The following is an 11944-nucleotide window of genomic DNA, read 5'->3' as shown; positions in this document are numbered from 1 at the left end:
CCTGATCGCCAAACACCTCGACAACAAAGGCAAACGCGGCGCCATGCGCGTGCTCAAACGCCACCTCACCGACGTCATCCACCGCACGCTCCGCCGCGACATCCCACCGCTGACCTGCCACCAGCCAGCCGCTTGACATAGAAGCGTCATTCGGGGCCGAGGCGGCCGGGGTGCGGATCGGCGAACGGGACGGGGCGGTGTCAGTACGAGTAGAAGCCGCGGCCGGTCTTGCGGCCGTGCTCGCCGGCGTCGACCATGCGCCGCATCAGCTCGGGCGGGAAGAACTTCGGGTCGGCGGTCTCGTCCCAGATGTTCGACGTGGCGTGGTGAAGGACGTCGACGCCGGTGAGGTCCGCGGTGGCCAGCGGGCCCATGGCGTGGCCGAAGCCGAGCTTGCAGGCGAGGTCGATGTCCTCGGCCGACGCCACACCGGACTCGTAGAGCCTGACCGCCTCGACCACCAGCGCGGTGATGAGCCGGGTGGTGACGAAGCCGGCGACGTCGCGGTTGACGACGATGCACGTCTTGCCGGCCGACTCGGCAAACTCGCGGGCCGTGGCCAGCGTGGCATCGGACGTGCGCAGGCCGCGGACCAGCTCGCACAGCGCCATGAGCGGCACCGGCGAGAAGAAGTGCGTGCCGACGACGGACTCCGGGCGCTGGGTGGCGGCGGCGATGGTCGTGATCGGGATGGCGCTGGTGTTCGTGGCGAGGACGGCGTCGTCGCGGCAGATCCGGTCGAGCGCGGCGAAGAGCTCCTTCTTCACGTCGACGCTCTCGAAGACGGCCTCGACGACGATGTCGGCACCGGCGACGGCGTCGAGGTCGGTCGTCGTAGTGATGCGGGCCAGGGCGGCGTCGCGGGCGGCGTCATCGAGCCGGCCCTTCTCGACGAGCTTCGCGGTGCTGGCCTCGATGGCCCTGCGGCCCCGGCCGACGGCGTCGTCGTCGAGGTCGCGCAGCACGACCTCCCATCCGGCCACGGCCGCCACCTGGGCGATGCCCGACCCCATGAGGCCGGCCCCGACGACCGCCACACTGCCTGCCATGCTCACTACCTCCCCGCTCGTTCGTTCGGTTCCCTGACGGCGTCGGGCTCGGTCGTGCGCAAGGCCGGCTCGACCGGCGCCGGCGAGCCGGCCGACAGGGCGACCGGCAGCTGACGCCGTGGTTCCCGCCAGTTCTCGTACAGCCGGGCCAGGATCATGACCAGCGCCACGTAGACCCAGCCCATGACGACGTCGACGACGTAGTGCTCACCGCCGTAGACCAGCGTGAACGCCATGGACAGCGGGAACAGCGCGATGGGCACCCGCAGCCACCATCGCCTCGCCAGCGGCCACAGCGTGACCGCCACCAGCATGGCGAACCCGGCGTGCAGCGACGGCAGCGCCGCCACCTCGTTGGCGCCGCCCTGCGCGTCGGACAGCCACGCGTGCGCGCTGCGCAGCCCCAGCTCGTTCCAGCCGCGGCCGACCAGCCGGTAGACGGGGTCGTCGATGTCGCCGGTGCGGGCCGACGCGTACCACGGCGGCGCCGCCGGCAGCAGCACGTACGTCAGGAGGCCGGCGTAGGTGAGCAGCAGCACGCGGCGGATGTAGCCGACCCAGAGCGGGCGCGACCACATGTAGAAGGCGGCGGCCAGCACCCACGGGACGACGAAGTGGCTGAAGTAGACGATCGCGGCGCCGACGTCCCACCAGCGCACCGTCGACTCGAACAGCTGCTCCTGCAGCCACACCGTCGGAACGGTGCCGCCGAACAGCCAGCGCTCGAGGTCGGCCAGCTCGCCCACCCGCAACGGCATGCCCAGGGTGTCGGCGATGCCGCGGGTGTGGTCGTAGACGATGAGCGCGGCCAGCAGCGGCAGCCAGTCGAGGAACGTGCGCACGTGTTCGCGCCACGGCCGGCCGATCTTGGCCGCGATCATGCCGGCGATGATCCAGCCGGTCTGGCCGACGCGGTCCATGGGGATGCCCTCGACGCCGCTGTAGACCAGCAGCACCGCGACGTACACCGCCAGGCAGGCGCGCCCCGGCGTCACCCACCCCCGTAACTGCTCCCCCCGGCTGGACGCCTCCTCGGAGACCTCAGTCATCGAAATGGTCCGGATCGGGCTCGCGAACCACGTCGGCGCCCAGGCCCTGCAGCTGTCCCAGGAAGTCGGGGTAGCCGCGGTCGATGTGGTGGACGGCGGACACCAGCGTCTCGCCCTCGGCGAGCAGCCCGGCCAGCACGAGGCCTGCGCCGGCGCGGATGTCGGTGGCGACCACCGGCGCACCGGACAGCCCGGGCCGGCCCCGGACGATGGCGTGGTGGCCGTCGATGCGGACCTCGGCGCCAAGGCGGACCAGCTCGTTGACGAACATGAACCGGGCCTCGTACACGTTCTCGGTGATCATCGCGGTGCCCTCGGCGACGGCGTCGAGCGCGACGATCATCGGCTGCAGGTCCGTGGGGAAGCCCGGGTACGGGAGCGTGACGACGTCGATGGCGCGCGGCCGGCCGGACATCGCGACCCGGAGCCCGGCCGGGCCGGACTCGACGGTGGCGCCCGAGGCGGCCAGCTTGTCGAGCACGATCTCGAGGTGCTCGCCGCGGCCGTTGGCGATGGTGATGTCGCCGCGGGTCATGACCGCCGCGACGCCCCAGGTGCCGGTGACGATGCGGTCCGGGATGGTGGTGTGCTCGGTGGGGTTCATGGTGTCGACGCCCTCGACCCGCAGCGTCGAGGTGCCGGCGCCGTCGATCTTGGCTCCCATGTCGCTCAGCATGCGGCAGGTGTCGACGATCTCGGGCTCGCGGGCGACGTTGTCGATGACGGTGGTGCCCTTGGCCAGGACGGCGGCCATGAGGATGTTCTCGGTGGCGCCGACGCTGGGGAAGTCGAGCCAGATGGTGGTGCCACGCAGCCCCTGGGGCGCCCGGGCCACCACGAAGCCGTGCTCGATCTCGACCTGCGCGCCCAACTTCTCCAGGCCCGCCATGTGCATGTCGAGCCCGCGTGACCCGATGGCGTCGCCGCCGGGCAGCGCCACGTTGGCCGCGCCGCAGCGGGCCACCAGCGGCCCGAGCACGCAGATGGACGCCCGCAGCCGGCGCACCAGATGGTACGGGGCCTCATGGTCGATCTTCGCGGGGACGTCGATGGCGATGGTGCCGCCGTCGCGGTGGACGTCGGCGCCGAGCTGGCGCAGCAGCTCGCCCATGTAGTCGACATCGGTGATGGCGGGGACGTCGTGCAGCACGGTGCGGCCCTCGGCCAGTAGTGCCGCGGCCATCAGCTTCAGCGCGCTGTTCTTGGCGCCGCTGACCCGGACCTCGCCCCTCAGGGAGCTGCCACCGGTGACCCGAAATCTCTCCACGCGCGCTGTACCCTTTCGCCGTTCCGTCGAACGGTACGCCCCGGACGGCTCAGCCGACGAACTGACCCCCGGGCGGCGCCGCCTCGAGCCAGGTGACGAATGCCGTGGCGGCGGCCTCGGTCATGGACACCTCGGCGGGGGCGCCCCCGGACGTGCAAACCAGCACGACGTGGCCGGCCGGCAGCTCGTAGCTCTCTTCGGCGTCGGGCTGACGGCGGCCCTCGACGACCAGCTCGTGGCGCCGGAACGAGCGCTTCGGCCACGTGGCGAAGCTGAAGGTGCGGAACCACTCGAGGGTGTCCTCGCGGTAGCGCCCGATGCCGAACGCCCAGCCGCCGGACCAGCCGTCGCGGCTGTCGCCACGCACGCACATGTCGAAGCCACCGTCGCGCTGCAGGATGCCCCGGCGGACGTACAGGGCGAGGAGGACCAGCACAGCGGCGAGCGCGAGCGCACCCAGCACCAGCAGGGTCCACGACACCAGCGCCACCGATCACCTCCCCCGAGCGTGTACCGATGTTCTCAGATCTACCGGCTGCCCGCGACGTCGAGCCGCGCCTGCGCCCACTGCCGCGCGCCGTCGCCGTCCTCGCCCAGCTCCGCGAGCTCGGCCTGAGCAGCGGCGACGTCGATCTCGCCGGCCAGCTCGGCCTGCTCGGCCAGAATCGCGATGGTGTTCTCGGACACGGAGAGGAATCCGCCCGACACCGCCACCACGACGGCCTCGCCGCCCGTCGAGCGCACCGTGACCGGACCGGCCACGAGCAGCCCGAGCACCGGCTCGTGGCCGGACATGATGCCGATCTCGCCCTCGGGCGTGCGCGCGATGACGATCGAGGCCTCGCCCGACCACACCTTGCGGTCGGCGGCGACCACCTCGACGTTCAGATCTTCGGCCACGACATACCCTTCCCTTTCACGTCGCTACATCGAAAGACACGGAACAGAAGCGTGGAGCTGGGTTCGGAGCCGCACCGCGCCGGACGTCCGGGAGGGCTGGATGATTGCGGCAGTCGGCGTCAAAGGCGTGGGTGTGGCATGCTTCACCGCCACACCCACGACAGCCGACAGAGCAATCACCCAGCCCTCCACGCGACGCAACCAGCGGTTCCGGACTACGAGGCCAGCTCGCGCGCCTTCTTCTCCGCGTCCTCGATGTTGCCGACGTAGCTGAACGCCTGCTCGGGCAGGTGGTCGTACTCGCCCTTGGTGATGGCGTCGAACGACTCGAGCGACTCCGACAGCGGCACGAACACACCCGGCTGGCCGGTGAACGACTCGGCCACGAACATGTTCTGCGACAGGAACCGCTGCAGGCGCCGCGCCCGGTTGACGGTGACGCGGTCCTCTTCGGACAGCTCGTCGACACCGAGGATGGCGATGATGTCCTGCAGCTCCTTGTACTTCTGCAGGATCTCCTTCACCCGGGTGGCGATGCGGTAGTGGTCCTCGCCGAGGTACGCGGCGTCGAGGATCCGGCTCGAGGAGTCGAGCGGGTCGACGGCCGGGTAGATGCCCAGCTGCGAGATGGGCCGCGACAGCACGGTCCGGGCGTCGAGGTGCGCGAACGCGGTGTGCGGCGCCGGGTCGGTGATGTCGTCGGCCGGGACGTAGATGGCCTGCATCGACGTGATGGAGTGACCACGCGTCGAGGTGATGCGCTCCTGCAGCTCGCCCATCTCGTCGGCCAGCGTCGGCTGGTAACCCACGGCCGAGGGCATGCGGCCCAGCAGCGTGGAGACCTCGGAGCCGGCCTGGGTGAACCGGAAGATGTTGTCGATGAACAGCAGCACGTCCTGCTTCTGGACGTCGCGGAAGTACTCGGCCATGGTCAGCGCCGACAGCGCGACCCGCATGCGGGTGCCCGGCGGCTCGTCCATCTGGCCGAACACCAGCGCGGTGTCCTTGAGGACGTTGGCCTCGCCCATCTCGACCCAGAGGTCGTTGCCCTCGCGGGTGCGCTCGCCGACGCCGGCGAACACCGAGGTGCCACCGAAGTTGCGGGCGACACGGGTGATCATCTCCTGGATGAGCACCGTCTTGCCGACACCGGCACCACCGAACAGGCCGATCTTCCCACCCTGGATGTACGGGGTGAGCAGGTCGAGCACCTTGATGCCCGTCTCGAGCATCTGGGTGCTGCCCTCGAGGTCGGCGAACGGCGGCGGGTCGCGGTGGATCTCCCAGCGCTCGCTCACCTCGAGCTGCGACTCGTCGACGTCGAGCGGCTTGCCGAGGGCGTTGAACACGTGGCCCTTGACGCCGTCGCCGACGGGCACCGATATGCCCGCGCCGGTGTCGCGGACGACCGTGCCGCGAACCAGGCCGTCGGTGGGCTGCATCGAGATGGCCTTCACCAGGCCGTCGCCGATGTGCTGCTCGACCTCGAGCGTCAGCGTGCGGTCGCCGCCGGCCTCGTCGGCCAGCTTCACGTCGACCTCGAGTGCGTTGTAGATGCCGGGCATGTGGCCGCCGCCGAACTCGACGTCGACGACAGGTCCGATGACCCGGACCACCCGGCCTGTAGCAGCAGCGGTGGTCTCTGCTGTGTTTTCGATGGTGGCAGTCATGAGGTCCTACTCGCTCCCTGCGGCCGCCAGCGCGTCCGCGCCGCCGACGATCTCGCTGATCTCCTGGGTGATCTCGGCCTGGCGAGCCGAGTTGGACTCGCGGGTGAGCGACTCCTGCAGCTCACCGGCGTTGTCCGTGGCGTTCTTCATGGCCCGGCGCCGGGCCGCCCACTCCGACGCGGCCGCGTCGAGCAGTGCGGTGTAGACGAGGTTGCCGGCGTACTGCGGGAGCAGCGCGTCGAGGACCTCGTCGGCCGACGGCTCGAACTCGTAGAGCGGCAGCACGTCGGTGCGCGCCGCGGCCCGGCCGTTGGACGAGCCGCCCGAACCGCCGTTGTCGGACCGCACCGCGCCGGCCTCGGCCTGGTGGATCTCGTCGGGCACGTCCTCGACCATGATCGGGAAGAGCCGGCGGGCCCGGACCTCTTGCGTGACCATGTTGCGGAAGTGCGTCGAGACGATGTGGATCTCGTCGACGCCGCCCTCGTCGGTGGGCGTGTTGATGGCCTCGAGGAGGTCGTCGGCGATGCGGCGTGCGTCGGCGTAGGACGGCTTGCCGGTGAAGCCCACGTACTCGCCGCCGAGCTCGCGGCCGCGGAACGTGAACCAGCTGACGCCCTTCTTGCCGACGACGTAGGGCACGGTCTCCTGGCCCTGGTCGCGCAGCAGGCCGGCCAGCGCCTCGCTCTGCCGGATGACGTTGGCGGAGTAGGCGCCGGCGAAGCCGCCGTCGCTGGTGACGACGAGGATGGCCGAACGGCGCGGCTCCTCGACGCCTTCGAGCAGCGGGTTGTCGAGGCGGGCGCGCTCCGCGGCCGCCTCCATGGCCCGCACCAACGCCTGGCTGTACGGCCGGGCCGCCTCGGCGAACTGCTGGGCCCGGGCGATCCGCGAGGTCGCGATCAGCTCCTGGGCGCGGGTGATCTTCTTGATCGACTCGACAGAGCGGATGCGCTGGCGCAGCTCACGAAGTTGAGCTCCCATGACTAGTGCGACCTCCCTTCAGTGCCTCGGTGCCTCGGTACGACGTGACGGTCACGGGTCACTCGCCCGAGTCGGGACGGGCGGCCTCCTGGATGTCCTGCGCGTCGCGCCTGCGCCGGCGCAGCACCGTCAGGTCCTCCTCGCCCTCGCCCAGAGCGCTGACCGGCTCGTCCTTGACCAGCGGCTGGCCGGAGACGGTGACGTAGCTCTGCTTGAAGTCGTCGATCGCCTGCTCGAGCGTCTTGACGTCGTCGTCGGAGAGCTTGCCGCTGGACTCGATGCTCTCAAGGACGGCGGCGTGCTCGCGCGCGACGGTGTCGAGGAACTCGCCCTCGAAGCGGCGGATGTCCTCGACCGGGACGTCGTCGAGCTTGCCGGTGGTGCCGGACCAGATGGAGACGACCTCGCGGCCGACCGACAGCGGCGCCGACTGCGGCTGCTTGAGCAGCTCGGTCAGCCGCACGCCGCGCTCGAGCTGGGCCTTGCTGGCCGGGTCGAGGTCGGAGGCGAACGCCGCGAACGCCTTGAGCTCGTTGTACTGCGCGAGGTCGAGGCGCAGCGTGCCGGCGACCGACTTCATCGCCTTGATCTGCGCGTCGCCACCGACGCGCGAGACCGAGATGCCGACGTTGATGGCCGGGCGCACCCCCGAGTGGAACAGGTCCGACTCGAGGAAGCACTGGCCGTCGGTGATGGAGATGACGTTGGTCGGGATGAACGCCGAGACGTCGTTGGCCTTGGTCTCGATGATCGGCAGGCCCGTCATCGAGCCGCCACCGAGGTCGTTGGAGAGCTTCGCGCAGCGCTCGAGCAGCCGCGAGTGCAGGTAGAAGACGTCGCCGGGGTACGCCTCGCGGCCCGGCGGACGGCGCAGCAGCAGCGACACCGCGCGGTACGCCTCGGCCTGCTTCGACAGGTCGTCGAAGACGATGAGGACGTGGTAGCCCTGGTACATCCAGTGCTGGCCGATGGCCGAGCCGGTGTAGGGCGACAGGTACTTGAAGCCCGCGGCGTCGGACGCCGGCGCGGCGACGATGGTGGTGTACTCGAGCGCACCGGCCTCGTCCAGCTGCTGGCGGATGCCGGCGATGGTCGAGCCCTTCTGGCCGGTGGCGACGTAGATGCAGCGCACCTGCTTCGTCTTGTCGCCGCTCTTCCAGTTGTCGAGCTGGTTCAGGATGGTGTCGACGGCGACCGTGGTCTTGCCGGTCTGCCGGTCACCGATGATCAGCTGGCGCTGGCCGCGACCGATCGGGGTCATGGCGTCGATGGCCTTGATGCCCGTCTGCAGCGGCTCGGCGACCTTCTGCCGCTGGACGACGGAGGGCGCCTGCAGCTCCAGCGCCCGGCGGCCCTCGGCCTTGATCTCGCCCAGGCCGTCGAGCGGGGCGCCCAGGGGGTCGACCACGCGCCCGAGGAAGGCGTCGCCGACGGGCACCGACAGGACCTCGCCGGTCCGGCGGACCGTCTGGCCCTCCTCGATGCCGGCGTAGTCACCGAGAACGACGACACCGATCTCGCGCACGTCGAGGTTCAGCGCCAGCCCGAGGGTCCCGTCCTCGAACTCCAGCAGCTCGTTGGCCATGGCCGAGGGCAGGCCCTCGACCCGGGCGATCCCGTCGCCGGCGATCGTGACGTGGCCGACCTCTTCACGGACGGCGGCCGCCGGCTGGTAGGACTCGACGAAGGCGTCGAGCGCCTCGCGAATCTCCTCGGGACGGATTGTCAGCTCCGCCATCGGTTGCTCCTGCTCTCTTCGCTCTTCGAACGGTGGTCTCAAGTCTGGGTGGTGCCGGTCAGCCGACGACGAGCTGACGGCGGGCGGCGTCGAGGCGGCTGGTGACGGTGCCGTCGACGACCTCGTCACCGAGCTCGACCCGGATGCCGCCGACGACGTCGGGTTCGACGACGACGTTCAGCAGGACCGGGCCGCCGGCACGGACCGCCAGGGCCCGTTCCAGCCGTTCGCGGTGCTCGACGGCGAGCGGGGCGGCGACGTGGACGACGGCCACCCGGCGCTCGCGCAGCCGAGCCGCGAAGTCGGCGATACGGGCCAGCTCCGCCTCCAGGCTACGCGCCCGGCGGTCGAGAACCGCGTGCTCGATGAGCGCCACGGTCTCAGGCGCCGTCTTGTCGCGCAGCAGCGACCGCACCAGCTGCCGCCGCGCGTCGGCGGGAGCGCCCCGGTCGATGAGGGCCGACCGCAGGTCGCGGTTGGCGCGCACGACCAGCCCGAACCGGAAGATCCCTTCCTCGACGGCATCGAGGCGGCCCGCCGACCGGGCGGCGAGGAGCACCGCCTGGAGACCGAACTCCTCGATCGAGGAGGTGAGGTCGCCCGGCTTCGCCCAGCGCTCGCGCACGGCCGCGGCGAGGACGTCCGTCGCGGCCGGCTCGATGCGCTCGCCGACCAGGCGGCGCACCAGCGCCTCGCGGTCGTCGGGCGTCCGGCCGGTGTCGGTGAGCGCACGACGCACCGACGGACGGGAGTCGAGCAGGTTCGCGAACGCGAACAGATCGTCGCCGACCGCCGACGCGCGGTCGGCGGCGTCGACGACGACGCTCTCGAATCGCGCGCGGAGCCCGCCCTGGCTGGTGTCAGGCATGCTCACGAGTCCCCTGCGGCGGGCTTCGCCGCGTCAGAGGCCTGAGCGGTCTCGAGGTCGGCCAGGAACCGCTCGACGACGCGGCGGGACCGGTCGTCGTCCTGCAGCGACTCGCCGACCACCTTGCCGGCCAGCGTGGTCGCCAGCGTGCCGACCTCGCCGCGCAGCTCGCGCAGGACCTGCTCGCGCTCGGCCTGCAGCTGCGCCTCGGCCCGTGCGGTGACCCGCTTGGCCTCGGTCTCGGCGTCCTCGCGGGCTTGCGCGATGATGGCCGCCCCCTGCTGCTTGGCGTCCTCGCGGATGCGAGCCGCCTCGCTGCGGGCGTCGGCCAGCTGGGCGCGGTACTCCTCGAGCAGGCGCTGGGCCTCGGCCTGCGCCTCCTCGGCCTTCCTGGCGCCGCCCTGGATCGCGGCGGCCCGCTCCGCGTAGGTCTTCTCGAAGATCGGGTAGACCTTCGCGCGGAGGAAGAAGAACAGCAGGGCGAAGGCGACCAGACCGACGATCAGCTCGGAGGTGTGCGGCAGCAGCGGATCGGGTCCATCCTCCGCCGCTATCACCGCGATCGGTGCCATCGAGAGAGCCATGATCAGATGGCGAACGCGAGGCCGATGGCGATGATGAACAGCGCCTCAGCGAGGGCGAAGCCGAGGATCGCGATGCCCTGGAGGACGCTGCGCGCCTCGGGCTGGCGAGCCACGCCGTTGATGTAGGCAGCAAAGATCAGACCGATGCCGACGCCCGGGCCGATGGCCGCGAGGCCGAGACCGACCATGTTGAGCGAGCCTTCCATCTTTCTTCCTTTCCTTTTAAGTGAAGCTCAGTGCTCGTGGGAGAGAGCGCCGCCGATGTAAATGGCGGAGAGCAGGACGAAAACGTAAGCCTGGAGGATCTGGACGAATGCCTCGAAGAATGTCAGCACGATGCTGAACAGAATCGACACGCTGCCGGCCGCGATTCCGACCAGCCCCTGGTACTCGAAGATCAGGTATTCGCCACCCAGAATCGTCAGCAACAGGACGAGGTGTCCGGCGAACATGTTGAACGTGAGACGGAGGGTGAGCGTGAACGGCCGCACGATGAAGGTGGAGAAGAACTCCAGCGGCGCCAGCAGCGGATAGATCGCCTTGGGCACACCGGGCGGGAACATCATGTTCTTGAAGTAGCCGCCGAAGCCCTGCCGGCTGATGCCGACGTAGTTGTAGATGACCCACGAGATCAGCGCCAGGAACAGCGGGATCGCGATCTTCGAGGTGGCCGGCAGCTGGAGTACCGGGATGATGCCGGAGATGTTCAGGACGGCGATGAAGCCGAACAGCGTCACGAGGTAGGGCACGTACTTGATGCCCTCGCGACCGATGGCGTCACGCGCGATTCCGTCGCGCACGAATCCGTAGACCGCTTCGCCGGCGAACTGCAACTTGCCAGGGACGAGCGTGCTGCGCCGGGCCGCGAAGTAGAAGAATGCGCCGACGGCGATGGTGCCCAGCACGATGACCAGCATCGGCTTGGTGAAGAACGTACCCTCGCCGAACAGCGGCGGGAATTCGAAGTCAGCCGGCCCGGGACTGTGGAATCCCGACTCGGCAACGATCCGAGTGCTCACGGGGTCCTTTCTTCAGCGCGCTCGCGGACGCGCTCGACGAGGAGGTCCAGGTCAGGGCTTACCGTATCTGACCCATACGAGGTACAGAGCGGAGCCCATCCCTACCAGGAGCCCCAGTACGAGGAAGACGCGACTGTTGAGCCACTCGGAGACGAGCCAGCCGACGCCACCCCATACCGCTACTCCGGACACGACCAGCGAGAAGGCATCCCACGCACTGGTCTGATCCGTCCGACGTGTGTCATCGGGATCGTCCGGGCTCATGGCGACTCGAATACTACTGGGTGGCCCAGCGCGTAGTGAAATCGGGTCCCACTACCAGCCCGCCACCCCGTCATGATCACGGTCACTCCGGCCCGCCGGTGGCTGCCGGAGTGCCTCCACGCTGGGCGTTCTCGCGGAACATCGTCACGGCGTAGGTCAGCGTGTAGACCAGCGCGCAGGCCATCAGCGTCAATCCGAGCCAGCGGGTGTCCACACCGTCGGCCGTGGTCAGCACGCCCAGCACGATGAAGATCAGCGCGAGCCGCAGCGAGTACGTCACGATCAGCACACCCGCGCCCGCCATGCCGTTGGACGGCAGGTACCGCGCCAGCACGACGGGCAGCGCCCCGCTGGCGAAGAACGCGATGACCAGCGCCGTCGCGGCGATGGCGGCCCACAGGCCGCCCGAGCCGGCGACGACGGACGCGGCGACGGCGCATCCGGCGCCGACGACGAGGGTGAGCAGCAGGGCGGGCCGGGCGGCCGCGAGCGGCTGCCGCCGGCGGGCCGGCTGAGGTGCGGGTCGGGTCATGACGGCCCCAGCCTACGGCC

The 11944-nt window shown here is 70.2% G+C and carries 13 protein-coding genes; all 13 read right to left on the bottom strand.

Annotated features, from left to right (window positions below):
* Positions 1–200: 200 nt before the first annotated feature.
* The 13 genes from E1212_RS15065 to E1212_RS15000 all read right to left on the bottom strand — a co-directional run bounded on the left by E1212_RS15065 (position 201) and on the right by E1212_RS15000 (position 11924).
* A complete protein-coding gene (locus tag E1212_RS15065) occupies positions 201–1049 on the bottom strand; it encodes a 3-hydroxyacyl-CoA dehydrogenase family protein (RefSeq protein WP_131983826.1) in 849 nt (282 codons plus the stop codon).
* 5 nt (positions 1050–1054) lie between these two features.
* Positions 1055–2098 carry a phosphatase PAP2 family protein gene (locus E1212_RS15060; RefSeq protein WP_131983824.1) on the bottom strand — a complete coding sequence of 348 codons (1044 nt, stop codon included), beginning with the start codon at positions 2096–2098 and terminating at the stop codon, positions 1055–1057.
* Positions 2091–3365: a UDP-N-acetylglucosamine 1-carboxyvinyltransferase gene (gene murA, locus E1212_RS15055; protein ID WP_131983822.1), complete on the bottom strand. Its 1275-nt coding sequence runs from the start codon at positions 3363–3365 to the stop codon at positions 2091–2093. Before murA ends, E1212_RS15060 begins: the two co-directional genes overlap by 8 nt.
* 49 nt (positions 3366–3414) lie before the next feature.
* Complete coding sequence (locus E1212_RS15050; RefSeq protein WP_203416878.1) at positions 3415–3855, bottom strand: DUF2550 domain-containing protein; 441 nt, start codon at positions 3853–3855, stop codon at positions 3415–3417.
* 38 nt (positions 3856–3893) lie between these two features.
* On the bottom strand, positions 3894–4265 hold the full coding sequence (locus tag E1212_RS15045) for a F0F1 ATP synthase subunit epsilon (protein WP_131983820.1): 372 nt from the start codon (positions 4263–4265) through the stop codon (positions 3894–3896).
* A gap of 215 nt (positions 4266–4480) precedes the next feature.
* A complete protein-coding gene (gene atpD / locus E1212_RS15040; protein WP_131983818.1) occupies positions 4481–5935 on the bottom strand; it encodes a F0F1 ATP synthase subunit beta in 1455 nt (484 codons plus the stop codon).
* 6 nt (positions 5936–5941) lie between these two features.
* Positions 5942–6919, bottom strand: a complete 978-nt coding sequence (locus E1212_RS15035) for a F0F1 ATP synthase subunit gamma (RefSeq protein ID WP_131983816.1) — start codon at positions 6917–6919, stop codon at positions 5942–5944.
* Between the two features lie 58 nt (positions 6920–6977).
* Positions 6978–8657: a F0F1 ATP synthase subunit alpha gene (gene atpA / locus E1212_RS15030; protein WP_131983814.1), complete on the bottom strand. Its 1680-nt coding sequence runs from the start codon at positions 8655–8657 to the stop codon at positions 6978–6980.
* 58 nt (positions 8658–8715) lie between these two features.
* Positions 8716–9525 (bottom strand): F0F1 ATP synthase subunit delta, encoded by an 810-nt coding sequence (locus E1212_RS15025; protein ID WP_131983812.1) that lies wholly within the window; start codon positions 9523–9525, stop codon positions 8716–8718.
* Positions 9526–9527: 2 nt separating this feature from the next.
* On the bottom strand, positions 9528–10097 hold the full coding sequence (locus E1212_RS15020) for a F0F1 ATP synthase subunit B (protein ID WP_131983810.1): 570 nt from the start codon (positions 10095–10097) through the stop codon (positions 9528–9530).
* A gap of 14 nt (positions 10098–10111) precedes the next feature.
* A complete protein-coding gene (gene atpE / locus E1212_RS15015; RefSeq protein ID WP_046771352.1) occupies positions 10112–10315 on the bottom strand; it encodes an ATP synthase F0 subunit C in 204 nt (67 codons plus the stop codon).
* Positions 10316–10342: 27 nt separating this feature from the next.
* Entirely contained in the window at positions 10343–11128 is a 786-nt protein-coding gene (gene atpB / locus E1212_RS15010; RefSeq protein WP_131983808.1) for a F0F1 ATP synthase subunit A, read from the bottom strand.
* A 346-nt stretch (positions 11129–11474) separates the two neighbouring features.
* On the bottom strand, positions 11475–11924 hold the full coding sequence (locus tag E1212_RS15000) for a hypothetical protein (protein WP_131983804.1): 450 nt from the start codon (positions 11922–11924) through the stop codon (positions 11475–11477).
* Between the last annotated feature and the right edge of the window lie 20 nt (positions 11925–11944).

The organism is Jiangella ureilytica (assembly GCF_004348545.1).
Classification (GTDB): Bacteria; Actinomycetota; Actinomycetes; order Jiangellales; family Jiangellaceae; genus Jiangella; species Jiangella ureilytica.
The sequence above is the reverse complement of the archived record's forward strand: the minus strand, read 5'-3'. Positions and strand labels throughout refer to the sequence as shown.